We start from the raw sequence: 25,296 nt of genomic DNA on the forward strand, positions 1-25,296 counted from the left end.
GGATGGTTGTGGCGGCGAACTGGCTGTCCGGCCAGCCCCATCAATCTCGTTTACCAGCTCTGCACAATCATCGCCTTTGCCAATGCCCTCTAACAAATCATCAAACTTCTCCGCTGCCACCCGTGCAGGCTTGCCCGCCAGATCAATCCCGTCGGCCATCTTGTCGAGCCGGGATAGCGCTGCCAGAAACAAAGGTGCGCTCCAGCGTTCGCGCGTGCCGACTTCCTCCCCTTGATGCCACACCGCCTCACGCCAGCCATTGAGACCCTTGTCCATCAGCTCATCCTGAAAAATATCGCGCGCATGGATGATCGCAGCATCCCACGCCCGGGCAAAGGCCCGCGCATCAGGCCTGCGCCTGAGCTTATAGGCACTCTCCCGCGAGAGCCCGGCATAGCGCGCCGCCGCCCTAACATTGCCGGTCCGCGCCAAAGCTTCGAGAAACACCACCTGCCTATCCGGCGACCAGCCATCATGGCGCTCCCGGGGCTGCGCAAGATCATCGGCATCAGGGATGTCGGTGAAATCTTCATGAGAAGGTTGATCGGTCATAGCTTATGTTCCTTTGCGTTAGAGAAACGCTCAAGATAACCTATCTGGTACATTGTAGGAAAGAGGGGCGGTGAAGCCCGAATGCGGAGGTTGGTCCGTGCTCTTTTATATCGCGACAAACCCATAAAAAAAGGGGTAAGCAGCGCTGCTTACCCCTGATTTTCTAGTCAGGATCGAGAGAGAATGAACCTGACTAGTACGCCTTCCAACCTGTCCCCACAGGTTAGAAACCGACTTTAGCGCCAAGCCGCCAGATCCGTCCCAGTGGGTTACCCGTAAACGGATTGTAACCCAGTTGTGTGCGCGCGGATGGTGCATCTGCATTGGTGAAATTCTCAACCGAGAATTGAAGCTGCGCATCAAAAGCACTGATTGGCAGATCGTAGGCCAAATGGACGTCATGTTGCGTGAAGCTGGAAATATTCCGGCCAAAATCTGTGGGACCAAAACTTGTGGTCGCACATGGATCGGGAAGAGCCGGGCAACGTTCGTCACGAACACCATCGACATATTTCACACCATAGCGCGCATTAAATCCGCTGATGTTAAAATTGACATAAGCATTGCCTCTCCAAGGTGCGATCGTGCCGGGGTTACGGTCGAGATTTGCTAGACCAACAGCACTGAACCCGGCACGCAAAAAGTTACCGTCGAGGTTGAAATCACCAACGTCATAAGTCAAAACATGGCTGGCATTCGCCCCTATTGAAAGAACACCGTTTCCGATTTCAGTTGTGTAGCTTGCCGCGAAATCCAATCCGGTTGTTTTGGTTTTTGGACCATTCACCCATTGGGTAAAGACACGAGAGATATTCAAACCTGTCGTGGTGCCTTGAACACAAGCGCCACCATCAAATGTAATCAAACTGGCAAATGGACTTGCACAATTGGCAAGGCCACCGGCGACTGGAACAACACTGCTGGCAATGGCTTGGCCGTCGGTCGTGGTGATTTCGTCTTCGAAATCAAAACTCCAATAGTCCACCGAGAAATTGAAACCGCTGAAATTAACAATGGCACCAGCATTATAGGTGAAGGCGGTTTCTGGACCGAGATCATTCGGATTGCCAAAAATATCGACAGCCTTGAAGTTACCGCTTGCGGCTGCGAGCCCCGCGAGGGATGTCACTCCAGCGATGGATACCTGGGATGCAAGAGGTGCGCGGAAGGTTGTACCAACGGACCCGCGAAGTACCAACCAATCTGTAGGCTCCCAACGTATGGAGCCTTTAGGATTAAAAGTGGAGCCAATGGAACCACCATAATCCTCGAAACGGGCTGCTGCGGTGATTTCGAATGTATCGCTAATTGGAACGGCAACCTCTGCAAAAATCGCTTTGACATCCTGGGTAAGATCAATGTTTCTCTGACCGCCGAGGAAAATAAAGGATCCGGCACCCTGAAGCGCTGGATCACAATCTTGCTGTCCCAAGATTGGGCAGGGATTCAAATCCAGGTTTCCGAAAGAATTAAGCGGCTTGTTGTTAAATCGAGTTTTACGATATTGCGCACCAGCTGCCCAACCGATCGCGCCGCCGCCAAAATCTAGTCCCAATTCGCCAGAAAAAATCAAGTCTGCGACAACTGTGTCCTCGCTTTGATCGTTGCCATTTTCTTCGGTAAGCCAGTTAACAAGCTCTTGGCTATTTTCCGCTCCAGGAACATAGAAGGGGTTATCGAGATCCAGCGTTGGGTTACGCGGTCCTGCATTGGAAAATGGATTGAACCACAAACATCCAGGGGCACCTGGCGTATTGCCCGTACAATCTGGACCGCCAAGACCATTTAAGGCCGATTGCAATCTGGAACCAACAATGCCGGGCGAACCGCCGCGACGATCATAGTTCATCATAGTGAGCGAGAATTGTCCCCGGAATGATTCTGAAAAATCCTTTTCGAAAGTACCGGAAAATCTATAGGATTTGCTGTTAACAAATTGTCGTCCCGACCCTCTTGTCTCGTCGAGTGGATTTCCCAACCAACCAAAAGGACGCCAGAGGAAAATTCCAATGGCAGCAGGAGTTCCAGTCAAACCGTTTTGCGCCACAAAAGGTGCAACGCCCGGGTTGTCGGGTGAGACAGTGAAGCCGCCACCCAGTTGGGCTCCGCCGGGCCCCTGTAGCGGCGGATAACCAGGCGAAGTACGGATGAAGTCAAGATCGGTCTGCGCATAGGTAAATTCACCGCGGAACCGGAAAGTATCGGACAAGTCTACATCCGCTTGAATATAGGCTTGATAGCGATCTGTATCTTCGACGAGATTATCAAACGGAACGAAACTAAACCGGCAAAGTACGCCATCTGGAACGCCTCCAAGTTCAGCGCAGCCTCTATCGGGTTGCAGCGCGACACCTGGAGCAATTGGAACAGCACCACCAGCACCGACCACGGAAAATGTACCCGGCGTCGCCAGAGCAGACCAAGCAGCAGGATTTACATCATAGGGTTGAGATGCATAATCACGTTCCGTCGTTGGCAATTCGGAACGATGTTGCCAACCGAAGCCGGCCAAGATGTTTACGTCACCAAAAGTTTTCCCGACCAATATGGATGCAGTGTAATTGTCATCAGAGCCGTTGACGAATTCATAGTCGCTTTTAATCTCGACGCCTTCAAAGCCCTTTTTGGTGATAAAGTTGGCCACGCCAGCGATAGCGTCGGAACCATAAGTCGCCGCCGCACCATCTTTCAGAATTTCAATGCGTTCGAGCGCAAAAAGAGGAATAGCATTTGTATCACCAAAGCCGCCGCCGACAGCGCCCGGTGCTGTAAATGTTCTTCTGCCGTTAAACAGCACCAAGGTACGCTGCGGCCCCAAACCACGCAGGTTGATGGAACCAAGACCTTGATTGCCTTGAGCAGTGGTAGAAAATTGATTGGTATCGCCCAATACACTGCCGACTTGCGGCAGATCCTTGATAAACTCGAGCGGGGAGGAAACGCCTGCGGTATCGAGATCTGCTGAGGAGAAAACATCCACGGGTTGCGCAGCATCCTCTGGTGTACCGCGAATGAAGCTACCCGTTACGACAATGATATTTTCGTCATCAGCCGCTTCTTGAACGTCCTGGGCTTGAGCAATATTTGGCATTGCCGTTGCAGAAAAAATGACTGCGGTAAGCGCAGTTGTGCGACGCAATAGTGATGTATTCATGATGGTCCCCTCCCTAAAATTCCGGATATCAAACTTTGAAAATTTGATCCCAGTGCCCTCTTTGGGGCAATTTGGTATTCACTCCGAGAGCAAGGGTTAATGTAATTAGACCATTAGTCAATAGCAATTGACGAGCCATCAAATTAGGGATGTGGTCAGAAAATTTGGATATACCGCTTCAGACGGCGACGATCCTCAATTGACTTTATCGGCCATATTTTGTGTCGCGCGGAACACTCTGAGAAAATTTTCGCTCCAAATTTTCTTTATCTTTTCAGATGAATAGCCGCGTTTGACCAACAAGGTGGTTACATTCAATGCCTCACTAGCATCCACAAAACCTGCGACACCGCCACCATGATTAAAATCACTGCCTATTCCGACATGATCGATGCCCACGCGGTTCACGATATAATCGATGTGATCAACCAAACGATCAACAGAACCGGTGCCAATTACATCGCGCATCGCAACCAGAAACGACTGGCGTTTCTTTGGATCAGCTATTTCCCAATAGAGTTCGTAAGGATAGGAATAGGCGTCAGGCAATCCGGCATCGCGGCGGACTTTCAAAATAGAAGCCAGTAGCTCTGGATCCGACAGATCAACAAGATAGGCACCAAATGCCGCAAGATGAATCACGCCGCCCGTTTCCGCAATCAAGTCTATCTCTTCGTCCGACAGGTTGCGCGAGACATTGGATAGTTCGCGCACATTGGAATGACTGGCGATCACCGGAGATCGTGACAGCTTTATCGCTTGTAGCGTAGCGGCCTTCGACATTTGCGAAACATCAACAACGCCGCCAAGCGCGTTGATACGCTCTATGGCTGCGCGCCCCAAAGGCGATAAGCCGCCATGCTCCTCCGTGGTTTCGTAAGACCGAGATTCGGCGATATATAATGGCCGCGAACTGTCCGAGAAATCATTGTGCCCCAAATGGTTCAAGCCAAATACGCGAACGCCGGCCGCGTAAAACTGATCGAGCGCACCGACATTGCCATTGAGAGACCTTGCATTCTGGAAACCCAATATGATGGCAGTCTTTCCCTCGGCATTTAGCTTTTCGATATCAGATGTTGACTTTGCTAGACCCAGATCTTGATCTTGCTGGACCATGTTTGAAACCGCGGCCAGCTTCTCATTGGCCTCAGCTCTTGCCAACAGACGCCCCTCCGTTGTTCTGGGCCCTGGCCCCACTGCGACTGACATAATGACAGCGTCAACACCCCCTGCCCTCAATTTCGCAGGATCAACTTTGGACAATCCATCCGCGCCCAAATAGGTTTTGGAGGTGGATGGCAGAGCAATATCCGCATGGGCATCGAGAACGAGGCTCTGCTGATGGATATTCCGCGCGCGTTCGACAAGTGCGGCTTCGGTTTTTGGAACATCTGGCGTAGCGGCCGTTTCTGTTTGGGCCGTCGCACAGGCTGATAGCAATGTAGCTACAGCGAAAGTCATCATGCCGCGCAGCACGGGTTGCACGCTACCAGAGAGTTTTACGGGTATTTGTTGCATTGGTTATTCCCCCAAAAAATCGATAATCGCTTTGGTCGCCCGCTCCGGTTGTTGCATGGACGTCCAGTGATTAATCCCTTTTAACCGGATCGTTCGCATATCCGTCCCGGCATTGTCGACTTTATCAATAAGTTCAGGCACAAAAACCTGATCCTCTTCGCCCCAGATAAACAGACCAGGCATGGTGATTTTGGCTTTGGGGCCGGGCCAGAGATCTGCATCTGAAACCTCTTCAAATGGAGGAATATTAGCCCGATACCAGTTCATCGCGGCATAGAGCATTTCGTTGCTCGACAGGGCAGTTTTGAAAAGTTCAAATTCTTCATGCGAGAGATCACCGCGCTCGGCAAGTTTTCCATATGACGAAACCCGTGCCGTCTCGATTGCATTGCTAGCGTTAAGCATTTCCAATGTCGTAACCCGGAAACGCTGCATATATTGGTTTCGGCGCTGTTGCTCTTTGTTATCTGCCGCATATTTGAGGAATAGATTGAGTGGAGGCGCACTCATTCCTACGACTTTATGCAGGCGATCCGGATAGGCCTGCGCATAGGACATTGCCAGCACCGAACCCCAATCATGACCAACCAATATATATTTCTCGTCACCGCCGAGATGCCGAGAAAACGCATCCAGTTGCGACGCCAGATTGGCGATATTATAGGGCTCTAGATTTAGCGGTTTGGCGGACATACCGGAACCCAAAGCATCCACGGCAACAACCCGGTACTGACCTTTCAGCGCTTCCATCTGGTCAAACCAACTATACCAGAAAGACGGGAATCCATGGTAGAAAATGATCAGCGGACCTTTGCCAGCCTCAACATAGTGCAGCCGCGTTTCTCCAGAACCGAAATAGCCTTCTTTATACTTCACATCGCCCGAACCGTTGGCATTGGCGAAGACCACTGCAGGATCGGGGGCATCAGCGGTTTGAATGATATTCATCGCTGTTGGATTTTCGGTAGCGGGATTGACGGACATGCAGCTTGCCAAAATAAGTGAGCTGATCAGCACCGTCATGCTCTTCAGAAATGCCACTGCCTCTCCTTCGCCTCTGTCTTAGCCATTGCTTTATACCGAAGGCTCGTTATTGTACTAATAGTCAACAACAATAGGCTGCACCTGTCAAACTTTTCTTACAGGATGCTCCAGAACCAGAGGATGCTGGAAATATAATGCGTCTATTTTTGTCATTAACGGCAACGCTGACACTGGCATCTATTGGTCTGTCTGGCTGTCAGCAGAAAGATGCTGAAGCTGCGATCGAAGATTCAGAACAAGTGCAGGTGGAAGGCAATCCCGGCGAAGGACTTTATCAAAAGCACTGCGCCGCATGTCATGACGGCGGCAACACAGAAGCACCCACAAAAGCAGCCATTCAGTTAAATGGCGTTGAATCGATCAGGGCGTCGCTCTCTACCGGTAGCATGAAAGCACAGGCATCGATGATGACGCCGATCGAAATACGGATCATTGCCGACTATCTGGCAAGTCCAAGCAGCGAGAGCGCATTGGCCAATGCAGAAAAGCACCAGTGCAAAGGCCAGCTGAGCCTCTCCAAACCAATCTGGAACCGTTGGGGTAACAGCAAACGCAATGTTCGTTTCCAGCCTGCTGTCAATGCCGGCATCACTGCTGCAGATGCGCCAAATCTAAAATTAAAATGGGCCTTTGGTTTTCCCGGTTCAGCCCGCGCCCGCTCCCAACCAGCTGTCACCGAAGAAGCAATTTTTACCGGAAGCCAGAGCGGACTATTCTACGCGCTGGATAGTCAGACCGGCTGTGTCTGGTGGACATTTGAAGCCAAGGCAGAAGTCCGCAACGCCCCGACCATATCCACCGACAAAAATGGCCGTGCGAAGACGCTGTATTTCGGCGATGTCGATGCCAATGTTTATGCTGTTGATGCTAAAAGCGGAGAGTTGATTTGGACACGCTCTGTCCGGGATCATCCCGTTGGAACCATAACAGGTTCCATCACGCTGCATCAGGGACGTCTCTACGTTCCGATGTCTTCACTTGAGATTATCAATGCCTATCTTCCCGACTATGAATGTTGCACGTTTCGCGGTGGTGTGATGGCCTTGGATGCCAAATCAGGTGAATCCGTGTGGCGTTTTTACACGGTTCCCGAACCCTCAAAGACAACAAAGAACAAAGCGGGTGCACAAAATTACGGACCATCTGGGGCACCAGTTTGGTCAACTCCAACCGTGGATGCCAAGCGCGGGTTGCTCTATGTTGGGACCGGTGAAAATTATTCCTCTCCGGCCAGCGACAAGAGCGATGCTATCATTGCGTTGAAGCTTGACAGTGGAGCGGTTGAATGGGTCCAGCAGACTATTTCGGGCGACGCCTGGAACGCTGCATGTGGGCGAAATGGATCGCAGGTCAATTGTCCAAAGGAAGACGGCCCGGACTTTGATTTTGGTGCACCGCCAATTCTGACCACCTTGGCCAACGGCAAGGATATTATCCTAGCGGGACAAAAATCAGGGATGCTCTACGGGATGGATCCCGACGCAAAGGGTAAAATTCTTTGGGAAACGCGTGCCGGAATGGGCGGCTTTAATGGCGGCGTGCATTGGGGCATGGCAACCGACAGCAAAACACTGTTTGTTGGTATAGCGGACACACCGGGCAACCGGTTTGCAACGGGACCCTCGCGCCAAGGTCTGCACGGATATGACCCCGCAACGGGCAAAGCTTTGTGGAGCAAATTTGAGCCCAATGTCTGCGAAGAAAAAGCGCATAAATGCATGACCGCATTGTCCGCGCCGCCAACCATCACCTCGGACGTTGTTTTTGCTGGTGCGCTTAATGGTATCCTGCGTGCCTATAGTGCCGATGGCGGTGAGATATTGTGGAGTACCGATACGCGCCGGGAATATGAAACCCTAAATGGCGTGAACGCGCGTGGTGGTTCGATAGATTCCGCTGGCCCTGTCGTCGCGGGCGGCCTGCTCATCGTGAACAGCGGCTATGACAAATTCGGACAGATACCCGGCAATGTGATGCTGGTTTACAGCGCTGATTGAGGAAAAGACCCATGTTCAGATCAAATATTGCTAGATTTTGCGTAGGCTTGGCCATCAGCCTTGGCCTGACATCTTGCATGCAAACAGCACCGAACAAATCCGCAGCCACCGAAGCCAGCCCGCCGCGGATAGTTCAAACCCCATTTTTCCGTCCGGAAACGTTGGGCGACACCAGAATCAAGGGCGTACGGTTCATTGGCAAGACAGTGTCTGATATTGACCAGACTATCGCCTTTTATGAGCAAGCCGTGCCGTTTGAGTTGATCAGTCGTTATCGGGTGTCCGCCAGTGAAATCTATCATCCCGAAATGACTTCCAAACAATATGGAAATGTCGAAGTTGCGCTGATTAGGACCCCGACAGTTTTCGTCAAACTGGTCGATTTTAATCCGGACGCGAAAACACCAGCTTATGTCAAACCAGTTATCGGCCCCGGATATACGCATGTGTGTTTTCAATCCCCGGTGACGGATCCGGCCCTACCCAAATTCCTAGAAAAGGGATTGGATATGGTATCTCGCAATGCGCCGGTCGATTTGGGCGGCTATGGCGTCACCTATGCTTATGGCCGAGATCCCGACGGCACGATTATTGAAAATGAGACAGTCGACAAGCCCCGCCGCCAAGACAGCGCGTGGATAACCCACATTGGTGGCGCAACGTCCGATGCCGACCGGATAGCTGACTTCTACACCAAATTTATCGGCTATGGGCCAAGGCGACGCGGTGAATATTCGAACTTTCCAAACATGGATAATATCGTTGCTATCGACGGCGTTGCCCTTCGCAGCGCGTGGTTTGCCCTCCGCAATTTCGAGCTTGAATTCTGGGAATTTGTCCAACCGGCGACCCCGGTCCGTGAGGAGCCTGCCAAAGTGGATCAAATCGGTTATAACATGACGGCCTTTGAAGTAACCGATGCGGATGCAGAGCGGGACAGGCTGGCAAAATTGGGGATCACAATGGTTGGTCCAGCGAAATTGAGCAAAGGCTGGAAAATATATTATGCTTATGATCCTGACGGAAATGTCATTTCAATTCAGGAGAATGTCTCTGCACCGAAATCAGAATCGATTGACGACATGATGTGGATCGATCCAACGACACATTAAACCGGGCGATCTAACGCAACCTTCGCGGTTCAATAGCAATGGAATATATGATAGCGGCAAGCCAATGAACGAACAGCCTCCCCTTAAAAGACGGCGCCTGAGTCCAGAAAAGCGCAAGTCATTGATCCTCGATCACACTGCAGAGATTGTTGCACGCGATGGTGTGGCAGTGCTGAGCATGGAATTAATTGGTAAAGAAGCGGGAATTAGCAAATCGCTAGTTTACACTTATTTTGACAGTCTTACAGAATTGCTCCGCGCTCTCTTAAATCGTGAGCTGAAGCGCTTGCGGCGATTGCAGGTACGGGAGGCAGAAAAAGCGAAGACTTTTGAAGACCTGGTCCGTGGTATCACCCATCAATATCTCAAGTATATTGAGGAACGCGGGCTGATCATCGAACGTCTGCAAACCGAACCCAGCGTATCTGGCGGGCATGATCCAACAGACTATAGCCGCGATGATGCGGTCGATTATATTGCCGATATTGTGGCCAATAATTTTGATATTCCAAAGGATGCAGCCAGGGCAGCAAGTGATATATCCTTTGGTCTTCCGGCTACCGCAGGGGCCTATTATCTGCACAGCGACATGAGCAGAGAAGAGATTGAGAACATCACCGTGACGATGATTTTGGGTTCCTTAAACGCCGTTCAGAGTGACTATAATATGCGGCAACAACCTTTGAAACGAAGGCCCTGATATCTTTGGCTAATGCCGGGAACGACTGACAGGCTAAAGCGGGTGGATCGAATGCCCGCCATCGATGACCAGCGATTGACCCGTCATGAAGTTGCTTTGCTGGGACGCCAGATAGACGGCGATCCCCTCCATGTCTTCGAGTTCCCCAACCTTACCGGACGCAGACCGGCGCTTGCACGCATCCCGGAATATTTGCGGTGTGTTTAGCGACATATCTGTTTCGATATATCCCGGCAGGATCGCATTGACCTGAATATTTGCCTGCCCGAGTTCAATTGCCAAAGCACGTGTCAAACCAGTGACAGCTGCTTTGGTGGTTGAGTAACCTGTTCCCATCGGCATACCCATTATGGCGGCAGCGGACGAGGTTACGATCAGCTTGCCACCTTGCCCACGTTCGAGAAGGTGGGCGATGACCGGCTTATAGGTGTTCACCACGCTGGTAAGATTCATATCCACAGCCGCCGTCCACGCTTCCTCGCTGGTCTGATGAAACATGCCCGAAGACCCGCCGCCTGCATTGGCAAAACAGCTGTCCACTTTCTGAAAGCGGTCCAGCGTGGCGGCAAAGGCGGCATTGACTTGTTCCGCATCAGTGACATCGCATGAAAACACCGCTGCATCGGCGCCCATATCAAGCAGTTCTTGCAAGGCCGCTTCATTTTTTTCTGGATTACGACCCCAGATTGCAACCGCAGCCCCCGCTTTGACCAATCCTTTGGCCATCGCCAAGCCCAGACCACCATTGCCGCCCGTCACCAAAGCGACATGACCGGTTAAATCGAACATAAAATCTACCCCTACCCTGAATTGCCGAAACCCCGAAAGCGACAGCCCGCAAACGGCCTACAAAAGACGCACTACATCACTTCATCCTTATTGCAAATAAAGTCAATAGTGGGGTCGGGGTTTTGCAGAGCGAAGTCTGGCAAGACGCACCGGCAAAGATGATCATTGATATTCGCGGCAATCCGAGCCGTTCCGACAAGGTTATTGACTATATTTTCAATAGAAGCTTAAATGCAGAAGATAATAAAGGGAGGATGAAGATGGTTGGAGCGGAGAAGAGTCATGCTTAGTTCGTTGAGCGCGAGCCTATTGGCATTTGGATTAGCTGCAAGCCAGCCTGCCGCCGAGGCAACAACGTCTGCGGATAAACAGGAAAAAACGACCGCTGCGACACGAGCGCCCGATATCACAATCTATCATCTTGAAGGCCGCCGATCCGAGCGGATCATTTGGCTGATGGAGGAATTGGGCCTGCCCTATGAACTCAAATATGTTCGCGGCAACCTGATGGCGTCAATGATGCAGATTCGCGCGCTCGGCCATGGCATGCCGATGGCGCCAACAGTCGTTTATGGCGATGACATCATCGTCGAGTCCGGTGCTATTATCGATACGATTCTTTCACGGCACGCGCCGGGCAAACTGGTTCCGCCCATCAACAGTAGGGCTTATCCGCACCACATCAAGTGGATGCACTATGCAGAAGGATCGCTCGCCGCGCGTTTGTTCAGCGACTATCGGGCATGGCGCGTCAATCCACCGACACAACGATCGATGTTGGTCGACAGCGAAAATGTTGTGCAATATTCCGAGGATTATCTGAAAGAAAACCCTTGGTTTGGCGGCCCCGAATTTTCAGCCGCCGATATCATGATGGATTGGCCGCTTAACGTAGCGTTTAAGTTGAATTTGGTTGATTCAGCGCAGTTCCCGAACATCCAGGCATGGCAAAAGCGCATTCAGGCCCGTCCAGCCTATGTCCGCATGCGGGCAATTGCGACGCCCGATGGGATTATAGGTGCGTTGCCCCCTGTAAAACACCCGCCGTCAAACAGCCGGGCCACGACCTTACCCGGCGCGAAGCCAAAAGAATGAAGCCGCCGACCTGCTGCGACTAAGGTGCTGCTGGATTGCAGATCCGTCTGTGCCCAACGCAGACGTTAAGCGATTGCGATCATATGGTTGACAATAGGCACGATCCTGTCTACGCGCTAGGCCGCAGAAAACTGCGAATAAGTAGGATTTTCCAAGGCGCGCGCCCGTAGCTCAGCTGGATAGAGCGCGAGACTTCTAATCTTGAGGCCACAGGTTCGACTCCTGTCGGGCGCGCCAATCCTTTACCGCACTAATCGAAACGCTATTTGTTGAAGCCGCGTTGCACCGCGTCCATGGGTTCGGACGTGATTGGATAGCCTATCCCCTCCGGTATGCACAGATGCACACCGTCATCGCGCTTTTCGATCGTGGGCGACACCATCGTTACTGGGTGACGCGCGCTGTGCTCCGCCGCTTCTGTAAAGGAACCAAATTGTGCGAGCCGCTCCAGATTGCGTTTAGTTGGAAAAATGATTTTCACGTCTCCGGCATCGGCCTTTTCCAGCACCCCTTGGGCGCTGCTCCAGAAGAGATTATAATTCTCGGTTTCATCAACCGTTGCTTCTGCGGCGTGATCGTCATGGTCAATCATATAGAAACGCGTATCGAAAACCCGCTTCTCAGCAAAAGGTGGGCACCAGCGGGTGAATGGCACCAGCTTATCGAGGCTTAGTTGCCAGTCAAACTGGCCGCATATTTCCGACAATATTGTCCCTTCGTGCAGCGCCGCACGAGCTTCGATCACGCGCCGCGCTTCGACGTCGCCCTCCACCGCTACGGCAATGCCCGTTTCTTCTATAGACTCCCGGATCGCAGCAATCCGCGCGCCATATTCATCGACATCATCATGACCGAGCGACTTGGCAAAATCATAGTCAGCATCATCCACCCGGCCACCCGGAAAAACAGCCGCCCCCGCAGCGAACGCCATTTTTGCCGAACGCTCCACCATCAACAGATCAGGCGCAGCGCTGCCAGGCTGATCGCGAAAAATTACCAATGTCGAGGCGGGAATGGGCTTTGGCATTGGCTTTCCGGTGAGAGCATCAATGCTGTTCGGTTCATTATTATTATCTGTCATATGGTTATATGAACAGCATGGATCATCATTGTAAAGCGATTGCGCATGATCAATTACCGATGCTGCGATTTGCCAAGCCACGCAGTTCGTGGCAATCATAGTCTTATGGGGATTATCGAAATCTTGGGTTTGGCTGGCAGTGTCAGTCTTTTGTCGGGCTGGCGGCTCTATCTCACTGTCTTTGTCACGGGACTGGCGATGCGATTGCAATGGATCAGCCTGCCCGAAAATTTGCAAATGCTCGACGCATTAGCCAATCCATGGGTGCTCGGCATTAGCGCACTCGGCGCTTTGGCGGAATTTTTTGCCGACAAGATATTATGGCTGGATAGCATTTGGGATACGATCCACACAGTTATCCGTCCTCTAGGCGGAGCGCTGTTGGCATTGGCGGTTGTGGATTCCAGCGATCCAGCATGGCAGGTTATCATCTTCCTGCTCGGCGGCGGAGCGGCGCTCATGAGCCATGGCGCAAAGGCCGGCGCGCGAGCGATTGTTAACACTAGTCCGGAGCCGGTTAGCAATGCGGTGGTTTCAACCGGCGAAGACATCGCAACCGGCGGCTTGTTAATCCTGGCATTCACCAATCCAGTCGCCGCGCTGATCATTGCATCGGTACTGCTGATCCTTTGCCTGTTTCTAGTCTACAAGGGCTATCGACTGTGGCGAAAGATTGTATCGAGCGGGAATTAGCATCCATATCTCTGGAATTGCCCAACCAATTAATGAAAATGCCGTGATCTAATTCAATTATATAATTGAATTAGATCACGACGCTTCTTTTAGAGATGTCAGATGGAGCTTACCTAAAAGCCAAGAGCGTTTCGTTAGATTTTAGTTCAGAGCAATATCTTTTCACCCCTCTTACTTGAGGATCAAAGTCGCCCGTAACCCGCCTTCCTCACGGTTTTTCAACAAAACATCACCGCCATGATCGCGAGCAATGGCACGGGCCAAGGTCAGACCCAGGCCAGACCCACCGGTGGCTCGGTTGCGAGAGGCTTCAGCGCGAGCAAAAGGTTCAAACATGGCTTCAATTTGATCATCCGGCAGACCTTTCCCCGCATCATCAACATGGATTAACAGCTTATCGTCGGATTTATCCACAGCAATTACCGCCTGCTTGCCATATTTCACTGCATTGCCGATCAAGTTGCGCAACGCACGGCGGATCAGCGTCGCGCGGATATTGGCGGTGATACGACCGCTGCGCGAGAAGGAAACATCTTCTCCCATATCTGTAAACTCGTCAGCCACTGTTTCGATCAACGCGCTAATGTCGGTTTGTTCCGCGGCTTCCTTCGAGCGCCCTAGCCGCGCTAGCGACAATATATCGTCGAGCGTTCGGTCCATGTCGTCGATACCGGCGATCATTCTTTCGCGTTCGTCATCATCCTCGACACTTTCCACACGGACACGCAGCGCCGCCAGAGGCGTCCGCAAATCATGTCCGATTGCGCCCAGCATCACGTCTTTTTCATCGAGCATCGCTCCGACGCGGCCGTTCATATCGTTAAACGCGGCGATGAGCTGTTTAGTATCGGGCGGACCGGTTTCCTCAATTGGTTCACTAGCGCCGGGCTTGAAATTCTTTGCCCCATTGGTCAGCGCCTTCAAAGGACGCGAGATGTAGCGGCCCAGCCAGATTAACGGGATCAGCAATATCAAATAGATCACCGCTGTTTGAAGCAACAATGTCCGGATGAGCCTGGGATTACGATCCCGAATGACCGATGCGATGTTCAGCCATCGCCCCTCGCCAACTTGCGCTGACATGATGATGAAACCATTAATCTTGTTCGGCTTTCTTCCATAGCCAACCGACCGCATTCTCTGGCGTTCACGGCCCATGCCAATGACACTATCTGTCATCTTGGTTGGGAGGCTATCGACCCGCGCAATCTCTAACGCCAGTAATGTCACCCCCATATTGTCAAACGCACGGGCAGCCCGATCTTCAACGCTTGGCAGTCGCTCTTGTCCCGCCTCGATTGCACTCTGTGTGGTTACATTTGGACGGTTCCGCCGGATGCGCAAACTGCCGTCACGGCGATATCGGCGCTCACGAAAACCACGCTCGTTAATCCGTTCGATTTCGCCGGTTATCCTGGCAACTGCCGCAGCGGACGCTTCAATCGTTTTCTGGTTTTGAGCGCCTTGATAGAGCAATATAATGTTGATGGTTTGCGCAATCGCCAAGGTGATCGCCACCAATGTCAACAATTGACCAATCAGGCTTTTGGGAAGCAATCGCTTCATAGCGTTTTGACGTCCCCAGCCAGAACATATCCACCGCCCCAGACGGTTTTGATAATCTCAGGATTCTTTGGGTCTGCTTCGATTTTCCGGCGCAAACGGCTGATTTGATTGTCCACGGCGCGATCAAAAGCATGGGCTTCACGTCCCTGGGTTATATCGAGTAGCTGATCGCGGTTGAGCACTTGGCCGGCGCGTGAGAGTAAAGCGAGAAGCATCTGATATTCACCGCTGGACAGTGGAACGACAACGCCTTCGCTGTCGATCAGGCTACGCTGATCCGTTTTAATCGTCCAACCGGAGAACTGGTAAATTGAACCGTTGCCGGGGCTTATGCCATTGCCATTATTGGTCCGCCGCAACACGACCTTGATCCTCGCGACCAATTCTCGCGGGCTAAATGGCTTGGTAACATAGTCATCAGCCCCGAGTTCCAGGCCGACAATACGATCCAGTTCTTCGCCTTTGGCACTGATGAAAATAACCGGTGTTTCGGTCTTTTCCTGCACATGTCGGCAAAAACTGAGGCCGTCTTCGCCGGGCATCATGATATCCAGCAATATGATATCAAAGTTAAACGCGTTCATCACCGAACGGGCTTGGCTTGCATCGCCTGCTTGCTGAACACGAAAGCCCTGTTTCGCGAGATATTCAGCCAAGGGCTCACGCAAAGTGGCCTCGTCATCGACCAATAATATATGCGTCTGTCCTGACATTAGGCTTACCTAGCATAGCTTTGTTGAAAAGGAACGGATCACCGGCGCTGTTACGGGAGGGAGATTGCCGGTGACCCGTTCACAAAAAGAGTGGTTCAGGGATTAACCGCCTCTTTTATTCCGTTGGCCGCGCCGCTCTTCGCGCGCTGCTTTCCGCTCTTCGGCGGTTACTATGCCATCGCCATTGGCATCGGCTTTTTCAAACCGTGCCATCGCAGCTGTTTGGAATTCGGCCTTGCTGATAATTTGATCGCCATTGGTATCCGCGCGCTTCATCATACCGCCGCGTTTTCCTTTACCACCACGTTTGCCCATGCCCTTGCCGCCGCGCTTACCGCGCATGGCCTGCATTTCTTCCTGGCTTAATGTACCGTTGCCATCCACGTCAGCGCGTGCAAAGCGTTCCGCTTTACGGGTAGCGCGGTGCGCTTCCATCTCCGCCTGTGAGACACCACCGTCACCATTGCTGTCCATCTCCGAAAAACGTTGTGCCTTGCGAGCGTCACGATCTGCTTGGGTAATTTGACCGTCCTGATTAACGTCCATTTTCGTCCAACGTTGTTCCAGCGCCGCGGTCATTTCAGCGCGGGTAATCTGATTGTCGTTATTGGCATCAGCCCGCATCATGCCTTTTCCGCCGCCGCCAGGAGCCGCAATGGCAACCCCGCTTGCGATCAAAAGAGCTGCCGCACTCGAAATTAAAATTGTCTTCTTCATAGCATTCATCCTTGTCTGTTCATTTCAGGGGGCGATCTTTTTGACCGCCATGAACATCCTTCTAAGGGTCATATGTCCCGCAAATTTGTCAGAACAGGATAAAAGTGTCGCAAATTGTATCAATTGCAGCAAACCGTTCATTTAATGGACAGTTTGCTGAAGTGACGGGGACGCGAAACATTGAGTTTTCCAGCACCACAGCGTTCTGCGGTGTTTGCGGGCATGCTTTCTCTGATCTGTTTCAGGTCTGAGCTATTATGAAATGCTGCGCCTGCTTTTGGCGCTTTCCTACAGCCCTGTGGCTGTGATATTTCCTACCCTGTTCTTTCTCACGTTTGAATATGAACAAGACGCTCGCCTATACAAAGTTGCGCAAGCTTTTTAGGTCAATTCTGTGTCGAAGCTGTATAATCTGGTTCAGCTTTGATGAGCTTTAACTGAACAGGTACAGAGGTCTCTTAAGGTTATCAGCATGATAGCGTAAATTTGATTCTGCTGTCTATAATAGCAAGGCTGGGACTCACTTCACACTAGCGGGCAGCAATATTGTGTTACGGGTTTTTGTTCCGCTTTATCCCGAAAGCGGACACTAGCTTTCTAATCATATAATCTGATGATTTGGAAATCCAATCGCTCAGACGCGTGCAGCTCTTTCCCTCGTACTAGTTCCCAACCATGCCCTCAGAAAAATCTCAGATGAGACAGGTTTTGAAATATGCCAGCCCTGCCCGACATCACAGTCAAGCTCGCGCAGCATATCCATACAAGTTTGTTCTTCAATGCCTTCGGCTACAACCTTCAGGTTCAGCCCCTTGGCCAGCTCAATGGTTGATTTTACCAACAGACGGTTGGAATCGTCGCTCATCATGGTTTTGACAAAGCTTTGATCAATTTTGATTTCATCAATCGGAAGCCGTTGCAAATAGCTCATTGTTGATTGGCCCGTGCCATAATCGTCAATCGACACGCTGATACCGGCCTGACGGATGCGTTCAAGCGCCAGAATAGATGTCTCCAAATCCGCCAAGGCAGCGGTTTCGGTCACTTCAAATATAACATGTCCGTTTTGAATATCTGCCGCACCGACCATTGCGATCGCTTTGTCAATAAAGCTATCGTCACCGAGCAAATGTGCAGAAATATTGATAGAGCAACTTAAACCCGACTGCTGCGCGCTCCAAATCGACAAGTCGTCCAGTGCATTTTTCAGAACATGGAGTGTTAGCTGATCAATCCTGCCGGCCCCCTCCAGTATCGGAATGAAAATTTCCGGGCTGATCATTCCTCTTTCGGGATGGTGCCAACGCACCAGCGCTTCCGCGCCATCAAGTTTATTCGACAGCAGATTCCATTTTGGCTGATATACTGTCCAGATATTTCCGTTTGCAATTGCCTGTTCCAATTCAACAAGCAGGCTTTGCTTCTGACCAATTGCTCGATCGACTTCTTCATCGTGCAACGCCCATCGCCGTCCTGTGACGACGGCCTGTTCCGTTGCGATTTTCGCTTGATCAATCGACTCCCTACTGACGCCAAAGGATGCGTTTAATTTGATTTTTGTCCCACCCGCCATAACCGGCGAATGAAACAACGCGACAGCAGTGTCGAAATGCCCGGCTATGTCGCTTGCATAATCCTCTTTGAGCACCCAACCGATCATATCTGTATCAAGATGAAATATGCGCTGATCTTCAGCCAGAAATTTCAGCCGGTCGGCTAGATTATTGTAAAGATCACCGCGCATTTCCTTGTCAATCACGGCCTGCAATTCGCGAAAATTGGTCAGGCGCGCTGCCGCGATATTGCAAGTTCCGCGATCGGCGAGAAACTGTAACAGCGCGGCCTCGTTGGGAAGAGCGCTATCGGCATTGGAAAACTGACTGCGGGTCAAAGCAAAATCTGTTTTCAGGAATTTCTCTAACAGCAGGAAAATGCCGAGGAAAAACAATGCAGGGACATTGGAAAAAGTGAAAAGGCCCAGATATTCAGCGGTCAAAACTGATACGAACAGAACAATGCCAATCGAAACAGCGGCCAGAAAAATCCTGTTTTCGGGGGCTTTTCTGCGCCAGAACCATAGCAGCAAAAATATTGCAGCCACAGCCAATGATGGCAGATACCCGATACTGACCATGTTCGTACCTTGAAAAAGTGTCTCGGCTGCCATGGCTTGAATAACAACGCCAGGTACCATGCCGTAACGGCTAGTCGGATAGCGATCACCCAGCTCGATAGCGGTTGCCCCAATTAGTATTTTTTTGCCTTTAAGGCCGGGATCTGGCTGCTCAGACTGCAAGACATCCACAAAGCTGTAGCGCGGGATAGTTGTCGGATTGATCGATTGGTCGATTGCAAATTTCTTATCAATATGTCCGGAGGTTTCAGCGATCATGCTGGCCAGCGATGGGCGCACGATATTATCCGTGATCGTGCCATAGCTATAGTCATTTAACTGCCCATTTTTGTCAGGATGGACATTGACCGAAGCAAGAAAGACATGCGCACGAAGTGATTCTAACGGCAAGCTCTCAACATATCCGCTTTTTGTCGCGCTTTGTTCCTGTTTGAACGTTGGCAAAATAATCGCTGCATCGGAACTTTGCAGCGCCGCTGCAAAAATACCATCCTGCTTGGCCGTGGAATGTGATGAGAAATCGACATCAAACGCAATTTGCGCGACACCAGCCGCCGATAATTTTTCAACCAGCTCTGCATAATATGTGCGCGGCCAAGGCCAGCGATCAAGCGACTGGATCGATTTTGCATCAATTTCGACAATAGCGATGTCACCGGATGCTGGTTTCTCCAGCAATTCGGCGCGCATATTTTGGAACTGCCGTTCGACTTCTCCGCCCACGCCGACGAGCGGCAACGCGATCGCGCACAGGAGTGCACAAACCCATGCGAGAAGAAAGCGCCACGAGGCATTGGCGCTGAAAGAGGCAAAAATGGCTTTCAAGACATCTCCGTAAAACAATCCCGGGGATGATTTACCGCAGATGCCTGTATTTTGCGTTAATCTGAGAACAGTCGTTCAATAACAATTATTTGCTTGAGGTCAGCAAGGGTGTGCAAATCATTTCAGACTAGCGAAGGTCAATCGTCTTTGTTTTTATCTTTGCCTTTGCCGAAGCCTTTACCGGGATTGCTGTCATCATCGCCATCATCGTCGTTGCCGTGACCGTTATTGCCATCGTCATCGTCATCGCCATCGTTTCCCTTGCCCTTGCCGAAGCCTTTGCCAGGATTGCTGTCATCATCACCATCGTCGTCGTTACCGTGGCCATTATTGCCATCGTCATCGTCATCCGGTTGATTGATTAGATCGATATCCACCACTGTATCGGCTGAATCGGTGTCTTGGTTGTCATCGCCTTGGTCATCATCACCCTGGTCTTCGGTGCCTTGGTCTTTGTCGCCCTGGTCATCGTCGCCCTGATCATCGTCGCCCTGGTCTTCGTCACCCTGGCCATCATCGCCCTGGTCGTCATCACCCTGGCCATCGTCGCCTTGGTTCTCGTCGCCCTGATCATCATCGCCTTGTTCATCGTCGCCCTGGTCTTCATCACCCTGGTTATCGTCACCCTGATCTTCGTCGCCTTGATCCTCGTCACCTTGGTCGTCATCGCCCCGATCATCGTCAAAATCGCTGAGGTCGCTTGCCGTATCATCTTCGCTGTCAAAACTGTCGACTGCGTCTTCGCCAGCACCAACGGATTCTTCGGCATTTTCAATCAAGGCGAACCTGTTATAGCTCACGTCACCGCGGATTAGGCCGTTAGTCAGTTCCGCCAGTTCAACGCCTTCTTCGCCAATCGATATAGCAACCACACCCGACAAGTCGGATGATGCCAAATCCCCTCCGGCTGCGGTTGGCGACAATACCGGCTTCTTCAATGCGGTCGTGACATTGCCCTTGTTGGCTGGCTCAGGTTTGTTCGGCGATTCAATCGTCCGCCGTTCGCCATCAATAACCACCAGACTAAATGGATCATTGGCATTGATCATGCCGATCACGCCAGGGGTTATCAATTCCGATGCACCCTCATCCAGTGTCGACACTTCCACGGCACCTTCCGTTACCTGCACCGCAGATCCTTCGGCGCTTACGGAGACGCTAAAAGTCGTTCCTTTGACAACAGCAGCCATATAAGGTGTTTTGACCCCGAAATGCGGTGTTTCCTTTTTATCGATACGGAACAGTACATTGCCGAGATATTCAATAATCTGCATGACTTTGCCGCTTTTCGCTGGCTCCGCAATTTCGATATGACTTGCCGGTGATACCACCAGATACTCGCCGCCCCGCGCCAACACAGCGCGCGCCTTTGGACCGGTTTTGATAACATCGCCGGGCACCAATTTGGTCTGGCGCTGCGCAATTTTGATCACCCCTTTGCGCGCTACCGTCACATTTCCGCTAATCTCGGAGACTTGCCAGCCAGGTGTGCCGGCATAGGCAGCGCTGCTCGACAATAATGCCGTAATAATGAGCGATTTGGTAATCGGATGGGCCATAACAGTAACTCTTCACTAGATTGAACTTGCCTATCTAGGCCCCGGTTTTGAAGATAAGCAAAACATAGCTAGTTAAAAACGTGTTAATTTTTGCCTTTGATAACCAACATTTAACACCAGTGGTTTAAGCCGGTGACCGGACCAAATTTTCAAGAGTATCGGTATCACTGTTTTGCGTATCCTATTTACTTCCTGCCTGTTGGCATTGTCAGTTCCTGCGTTTGGGCAGCAAGTTGCAATGGCGCAAGACAGCCAGTTTGCTGCGCTAGATGATGGCGTTTGGACAGCTGGATTCCCGGAGCCTGATGTGTCGGAACGCTCGGTCTCCCGCCCCCTTAGGCAACCGTCAGAATCCCCTGATATAGTGGTTCCAGCGCCCCAAACGGCTAATCAGGTACAATTGGTCAACAATGGTCCCGAAAATTTCCGGATTGGCGCAATCGGCGTTGTCGGAGCCAATGCGCTCAACATTGCGGTTTTTTCATCCGTGGTTGAAAGCTTTATCGGTCAGGAAGCAACCGAGGAGGAGCTCGCCTCACTGACCCAGCAAATTGCTGATATTGCACGGGAAGAAGGTTATATTTTCGCTTCCGCCTATATACCAGAACAGTCTGTGGAATTGGGTGTGCTGGAAATCAAGCTGATCGAAGGCATGATCGATGCGGTGCGGATTATTGGCTCGGACAATCAGCACCTGCGAAAAATTCTGTCTACCCTTGAGGGTAAAGTTGCCCATCGGCCCGAGATTGAACGCCGCTTATTGCTGGCTGACGATATCCCCGACATTCGGGTACGATCTACCAAGTTCCTGCAGGAAGATGGCCGGAATATCCTGCAAGTCACGGTTCGTGAACGCGGTGACCGAGTGCGCGTACAGGCCGATAATTACGGAAGTGACAGCTTTGGGCCGGTAAGAGCACGGCTTTCAGGCGATTTGCGCGGGGCAATCCATGATGCTGATGCGCTTGGCGTGGCGATACGGACCAATCCGATCGAACCTGAAGAAATACTCTCCGTCAGCGGCTATTATGAGACCGCAATTGGCACAGATGGACTGAGAGCTGGCATTGCCGGCTCCGTGGGCGACACCGCGCCCGGTGGTAACGCGGGCGGTTCTGATATTTCGGGCGAAAGCCGCTATCTTGCGCTTTATGCGAGCTATCCTCTGGTCCGGGCGACGTCCGGTAGCCTGTGGGTAGAGACAGAAGCCGCCTATTTGTCGATCAACCGTGACGAATTGAACGCGCTGATCCGCGAAGATACTCAGGTCACGGTATCATTGGGCATTCGCGGCGAAATCCCATTTGCCGGCGGCAGGGTCCGTGCAGGGGCCGCCATCGTCCAAGGGTTTGACATTTTCGGTGCAACCCGGTTCGGCAATCCATTGGCGTCACGGCGTGATGGCGATGGGGTGTTTACCAAGGGCGAATATTGGGCCGATTTCAAAACCGGGTTAACCAAAGGCCTTAGTATCTACCTTGCTGCTCGCGGCCAGATCGCTAATCGTCCGCTGCTCGCCGCTCAGGAACTAAGCATCGGCGGCGCCTATCGTGTGCGCGGCTATGATTTCAGTGAATTATCGGGCGACGACGGTTTTTATGGCCTAGCCGAGCTGCGATATAATATAAAATCACGGTTATCTTGGCTGAAAAGGCTGCAAATATACGGGTTTGCTGACGTGGGTTATGTCAACGACATATCCAGCAACAGCAGCGAAGGAACATTAATTTCCGCTGGACCAGGCGTTCGCGGACGCGTTGGGCCTCTTGATTTTGAATTGGAAACAGCGCTTCCGATCAACCGCGATCGCGACAATAGTGACAATAAGAATCCCCATGTAAACGTTCGGGTGGGTATAGATTTTTGATAACGCCATAGGTTTGGTCGCAGCTCTTTTAGAAAATCGATGCAACCTGGCACACTATTCAAGGCGCTGAAATTGGCGTCGGACACCGACGGTTCCATTCGCCAGCTTACGATTGATCGCCCCGGTCATTTCTGGTCCAGCGTCCGACATCAGTTGAGATAATATGCAGCAACTCAACGTCCGCTTTTGCGCCCATAGCAGACGCTAGCGTTCCGGCTGGCTTATCCTGAAAACAGCCCCAAATACAATTCTACCCTTTGCCCGAAACTAGATCGCGAAAACCCTTAGGCCAATACTTCAAACTCACCCGCTTCAAATGCCTCGGCCAGTTTGAACTTCTGAATTTTCCCCGAGCCTGTTAGCGGCCATTCCGATACGCTTATCCAATAGGCTGGTGTCTTTTGCGGCGACAAGCGGTCGCGGATGAACGCTTTCAGATCATCTGCGCGCAAAGTCTCATCAGAACCGCTTCGGAAAAAACAGGCGACCTGCTCGCCCCATTTTTCGTCCGGGATGCCGACGACAGCGACTTCATCAATGGCTTCATGCTCCAGGATCGCGTTCTCAATCTCTGCCGGAAATAGGTTCTCACCGCCGCGAATGATCATCTCTTTGACGCGGCCGGTAATCTTCACATAGCCGCGCGCATCCATCCGTCCAAGATCACCGGTATGCAGCCACCCCTCTCCATCAATTGCCGCGGCAGTAGCCTCAGGATTATCATTATAGCCGAGCATCACGCTATAGGCGCGCGCGCAAATCTCACCCTGCTCGCCAATTGGTAACACATTATTGGTTTGCGGATCGCGAATAGAAATCTCGGTATGAGCGGCGGGTTGGCCGATTGTTTCGGTCAGGTCTTCATGCGAATCCTCGTACCAGGCCTGGGTCAGCACCGGCGATGTTTCGGTCTGACCATAGACAATCTGAATCGGCGCGCCGAAGACATCCTTCGCATCGCGGCAAAGTTGCGGTGCGACCATGGCGCCGCCAGACATGATCCGCTGCGTCGACGAGACATCCTGGCCCGATCGGCGTATTTCGTCGATCAAGGCAACTAACATGGTCGGCACGCCGAGAATGAACTTCGCGCGTTCACTCTCAATCACTTGCGCAATCACTACGGGCTCAAACATGGGCGCGAGCAACATTGTTCCGCATCGCCCCAACCCGCCCAGAACAAGAATAGCGCAGCCCGTCGTATGGAAAAGCGGCATTGTATGGATGAAAATATCACCCTGCTCCATTCCGCCCCGGGTCATCGTGTCGACACCGTTGCGGACAAGACCGTTGTGATGCAGCACCGCGCCTTTGGGAAAGCCTGTTGTCCCGGACGTATATTGCAGTTGAACGGGATCTTCTGGCTTGGGCTCACGGAGGGCGCCGCTCTCCGCCCCTGCATAAAGCGCATCATGGTCGGTCAGCAATATGCGATGCGCGATGGCAGGGATCTCATCGCACACTGCGTCTGCAATCTCCTGCATCGGGTTTCCCCGGAAATCTGCGACATAATAGATTGCTTCAGAACGTGATTGTTCGAGAACATATTTCAGCTCGCGTTTCTGATAGGCCGGATTGACCGTCACCAATGTCACGCCAGCAAGACCGCAAGCCAGCTCCAAAAGCACCCATTCCGGCACGTTATTCGCATATACCGCAACGCGGGCACCCTCCGCATGGCGACTGGCCAGCGCGCGAGCAAGACGTTCTGCATCAGCCAACAGTTCTGAATAGGTCCAGGTGCGAGCAATAGCACCTTCATAAGTCAGTTCTTTAAGAGCCGCTTGCTCCGGCGCCCGCTGAGCCGATTGGCGTAGCATATCACCAATGGTCATCGGCGCTGGCTCTGGTCCACCCTGCGCTGGAAAAAAAGATTCTGTAAGCGCAACATTATACATGGACGGCCTCCTGATTTGAAATCAGGCTAACTGTTGTCAGTAAGCATGTCTAGCGGATCATCGGGCTTGTTTATGATGAAAACCTGGCCCGTAGAGCCGTTGTTTAGAAACACGCCCTAAGATCGGTTTTTCGCCACGAACTTTTTGGGTGACCAACCATAGATGGTCATGCTTTGGTTGCCTCCTTCTATGGAGCGGGCGAAGAGAAATGGTTTTTAGTCCACATGCCTGAAAGCGGCAATGTAGCGTGATATCTGACAAATTTTCTGATGACTGCTC

Annotated in this window: 18 protein-coding genes and 1 tRNA gene; 7 read left to right on the forward strand and 12 right to left on the reverse strand. The window is 51.8% G+C overall.

What is annotated here, in order from left to right:
• The 4 genes from ABJM21_RS05735 to ABJM21_RS05750 form a co-directional block, all read right to left on the reverse strand.
• Positions 1-552: hypothetical protein (locus tag ABJM21_RS05735; protein ID WP_348302375.1), on the reverse strand; the 552-nt coding region annotated here is incomplete at its 3' end.
• A gap of 223 nt (positions 553-775) precedes the next feature.
• Positions 776-3,706 carry a TonB-dependent receptor gene (locus ABJM21_RS05740; RefSeq protein WP_348302374.1) on the reverse strand — a complete coding sequence of 977 codons (2,931 nt, stop codon included), beginning with the start codon at positions 3,704-3,706 and terminating at the stop codon, positions 776-778.
• A 195-nt stretch (positions 3,707-3,901) separates the two neighbouring features.
• The gene (locus tag ABJM21_RS05745) at positions 3,902-5,227 is read right to left on the reverse strand and encodes a membrane dipeptidase (protein ID WP_348302373.1); all 1,326 of its coding nucleotides are present in this window, start codon (positions 5,225-5,227) and stop codon (positions 3,902-3,904) included.
• 3 nt (positions 5,228-5,230) lie between these two features.
• Entirely contained in the window at positions 5,231-6,268 is a 1,038-nt protein-coding gene (locus tag ABJM21_RS05750; protein ID WP_348302372.1) for an alpha/beta hydrolase, read from the reverse strand.
• A 137-nt stretch (positions 6,269-6,405) separates the two neighbouring features.
• On the opposite strand from ABJM21_RS05750, the gene ABJM21_RS05755 reads away from it, so the two are divergent.
• From ABJM21_RS05755 to ABJM21_RS05765, 3 genes are all read left to right on the forward strand, one after another.
• Positions 6,406-8,268, forward strand: coding sequence for a PQQ-binding-like beta-propeller repeat protein (locus tag ABJM21_RS05755; RefSeq protein WP_348302371.1), 1,863 nt, complete (start codon positions 6,406-6,408; stop codon positions 8,266-8,268).
• Positions 8,269-8,345: 77 nt separating this feature from the next.
• On the forward strand, positions 8,346-9,380 hold the full coding sequence (locus ABJM21_RS05760; RefSeq protein WP_348302370.1) for a VOC family protein: 1,035 nt from the start codon (positions 8,346-8,348) through the stop codon (positions 9,378-9,380).
• 64 nt (positions 9,381-9,444) lie between these two features.
• On the forward strand, positions 9,445-10,080 hold the full coding sequence (locus ABJM21_RS05765) for a TetR/AcrR family transcriptional regulator (protein WP_348302369.1): 636 nt from the start codon (positions 9,445-9,447) through the stop codon (positions 10,078-10,080).
• Positions 10,081-10,113: 33 nt separating this feature from the next.
• On the opposite strand, the gene ABJM21_RS05770 is transcribed toward ABJM21_RS05765, so the two are convergent.
• Positions 10,114-10,869, reverse strand: coding sequence for an SDR family NAD(P)-dependent oxidoreductase (locus tag ABJM21_RS05770; protein ID WP_348302368.1), 756 nt, complete (start codon positions 10,867-10,869; stop codon positions 10,114-10,116).
• Between the two features lie 282 nt (positions 10,870-11,151).
• Here ABJM21_RS05770 and ABJM21_RS05775 point away from each other — a divergent pair, with 282 nt between their 5' ends.
• Positions 11,152-11,964 (forward strand): glutathione S-transferase, encoded by an 813-nt coding sequence (locus ABJM21_RS05775; RefSeq protein WP_348302367.1) that lies wholly within the window; start codon positions 11,152-11,154, stop codon positions 11,962-11,964.
• Between the two features lie 160 nt (positions 11,965-12,124).
• Positions 12,125-12,201 (forward strand) — tRNA-Arg (locus ABJM21_RS05780).
• A gap of 25 nt (positions 12,202-12,226) precedes the next feature.
• Here ABJM21_RS05780 and ABJM21_RS05785 read toward each other — a convergent pair.
• Positions 12,227-13,045 carry an NUDIX domain-containing protein gene (locus ABJM21_RS05785; protein ID WP_348302366.1) on the reverse strand — a complete coding sequence of 273 codons (819 nt, stop codon included), beginning with the start codon at positions 13,043-13,045 and terminating at the stop codon, positions 12,227-12,229.
• 105 nt (positions 13,046-13,150) lie between these two features.
• Here ABJM21_RS05785 and ABJM21_RS05790 point away from each other — a divergent pair, with 105 nt between their 5' ends.
• A complete protein-coding gene (locus ABJM21_RS05790) occupies positions 13,151-13,738 on the forward strand; it encodes a DUF4126 domain-containing protein (protein ID WP_348302387.1) in 588 nt (195 codons plus the stop codon).
• Between the two features lie 171 nt (positions 13,739-13,909).
• Here the strand turns inward: ABJM21_RS05790 and ABJM21_RS05795 are convergent, their stop codons facing one another.
• The 5 genes from ABJM21_RS05795 to ABJM21_RS05815 form a co-directional block, all read right to left on the reverse strand.
• Positions 13,910-15,304, reverse strand: a complete 1,395-nt coding sequence (locus ABJM21_RS05795) for an ATP-binding protein (RefSeq protein WP_348302365.1) — start codon at positions 15,302-15,304, stop codon at positions 13,910-13,912.
• Positions 15,301-16,017 carry a response regulator gene (locus ABJM21_RS05800; protein ID WP_348302364.1) on the reverse strand — a complete coding sequence of 239 codons (717 nt, stop codon included), beginning with the start codon at positions 16,015-16,017 and terminating at the stop codon, positions 15,301-15,303. Before ABJM21_RS05800 ends, ABJM21_RS05795 begins: the two co-directional genes overlap by 4 nt.
• Positions 16,018-16,119: 102 nt before the next feature.
• Positions 16,120-16,734: a hypothetical protein gene (locus ABJM21_RS05805; protein WP_348302363.1), complete on the reverse strand. Its 615-nt coding sequence runs from the start codon at positions 16,732-16,734 to the stop codon at positions 16,120-16,122.
• A 634-nt stretch (positions 16,735-17,368) separates the two neighbouring features.
• Positions 17,369-19,693, reverse strand: coding sequence for an EAL domain-containing protein (locus tag ABJM21_RS05810; RefSeq protein ID WP_348302362.1), 2,325 nt, complete (start codon positions 19,691-19,693; stop codon positions 17,369-17,371).
• A 137-nt stretch (positions 19,694-19,830) separates the two neighbouring features.
• Positions 19,831-21,252, reverse strand: a complete 1,422-nt coding sequence (locus tag ABJM21_RS05815) for a FecR family protein (RefSeq protein ID WP_348302361.1) — start codon at positions 21,250-21,252, stop codon at positions 19,831-19,833.
• A 238-nt stretch (positions 21,253-21,490) separates the two neighbouring features.
• Here ABJM21_RS05815 and ABJM21_RS05820 point away from each other — a divergent pair, with 238 nt between their 5' ends.
• A complete protein-coding gene (locus ABJM21_RS05820) occupies positions 21,491-23,119 on the forward strand; it encodes a ShlB/FhaC/HecB family hemolysin secretion/activation protein (protein ID WP_348302360.1) in 1,629 nt (542 codons plus the stop codon).
• Between the two features lie 284 nt (positions 23,120-23,403).
• Here ABJM21_RS05820 and ABJM21_RS05825 read toward each other — a convergent pair whose 3' ends face one another.
• Entirely contained in the window at positions 23,404-25,017 is a 1,614-nt protein-coding gene (locus ABJM21_RS05825) for an AMP-binding protein (protein ID WP_348302359.1), read from the reverse strand.
• Positions 25,018-25,296 lie beyond the last annotated feature (279 nt).

Source organism: Parasphingorhabdus sp., assembly GCF_039977335.1.
Taxonomy (GTDB): domain Bacteria; phylum Pseudomonadota; class Alphaproteobacteria; order Sphingomonadales; family Sphingomonadaceae; genus Parasphingorhabdus.

What these genes read in the sequence shown, in the direction of transcription:
- ABJM21_RS05755 (WP_348302371.1), top strand. Translation starts at nt 6,406, where the DNA reads ATGCGTCTATTTTTGTCATTAACGGCAACGCTGACACTGGCATCTATT.
- ABJM21_RS05800 (WP_348302364.1), bottom strand. Translation starts at nt 16,017, where the DNA reads ATGTCAGGACAGACGCATATATTATTGGTCGATGACGAGGCCACTTTG.
- ABJM21_RS05760 (WP_348302370.1), top strand. Translation starts at nt 8,346, where the DNA reads ATGCAAACAGCACCGAACAAATCCGCAGCCACCGAAGCCAGCCCGCCG.
- ABJM21_RS05765 (WP_348302369.1), top strand. Translation starts at nt 9,445, where the DNA reads ATGAACGAACAGCCTCCCCTTAAAAGACGGCGCCTGAGTCCAGAAAAG.
- ABJM21_RS05740 (WP_348302374.1), bottom strand. Translation starts at nt 3,706, where the DNA reads ATGAATACATCACTATTGCGTCGCACAACTGCGCTTACCGCAGTCATT.
- ABJM21_RS05795 (WP_348302365.1), bottom strand. Translation starts at nt 15,304, where the DNA reads ATGAAGCGATTGCTTCCCAAAAGCCTGATTGGTCAATTGTTGACATTG.
- ABJM21_RS05745 (WP_348302373.1), bottom strand. Translation starts at nt 5,227, where the DNA reads ATGCAACAAATACCCGTAAAACTCTCTGGTAGCGTGCAACCCGTGCTG.
- ABJM21_RS05815 (WP_348302361.1), bottom strand. Translation starts at nt 21,252, where the DNA reads ATGGCCCATCCGATTACCAAATCGCTCATTATTACGGCATTATTGTCG.
- ABJM21_RS05820 (WP_348302360.1), top strand. Translation starts at nt 21,491, where the DNA reads ATGGCGCAAGACAGCCAGTTTGCTGCGCTAGATGATGGCGTTTGGACA.
- ABJM21_RS05775 (WP_348302367.1), top strand. Translation starts at nt 11,152, where the DNA reads ATGCTTAGTTCGTTGAGCGCGAGCCTATTGGCATTTGGATTAGCTGCA.
- ABJM21_RS05770 (WP_348302368.1), bottom strand. Translation starts at nt 10,869, where the DNA reads ATGTTCGATTTAACCGGTCATGTCGCTTTGGTGACGGGCGGCAATGGT.
- ABJM21_RS05790 (WP_348302387.1), top strand. Translation starts at nt 13,151, where the DNA reads ATGGGGATTATCGAAATCTTGGGTTTGGCTGGCAGTGTCAGTCTTTTG.
- ABJM21_RS05825 (WP_348302359.1), bottom strand. Translation starts at nt 25,017, where the DNA reads ATGTATAATGTTGCGCTTACAGAATCTTTTTTTCCAGCGCAGGGTGGA.
- ABJM21_RS05785 (WP_348302366.1), bottom strand. Translation starts at nt 13,045, where the DNA reads ATGACAGATAATAATAATGAACCGAACAGCATTGATGCTCTCACCGGA.
- ABJM21_RS05805 (WP_348302363.1), bottom strand. Translation starts at nt 16,734, where the DNA reads ATGAAGAAGACAATTTTAATTTCGAGTGCGGCAGCTCTTTTGATCGCA.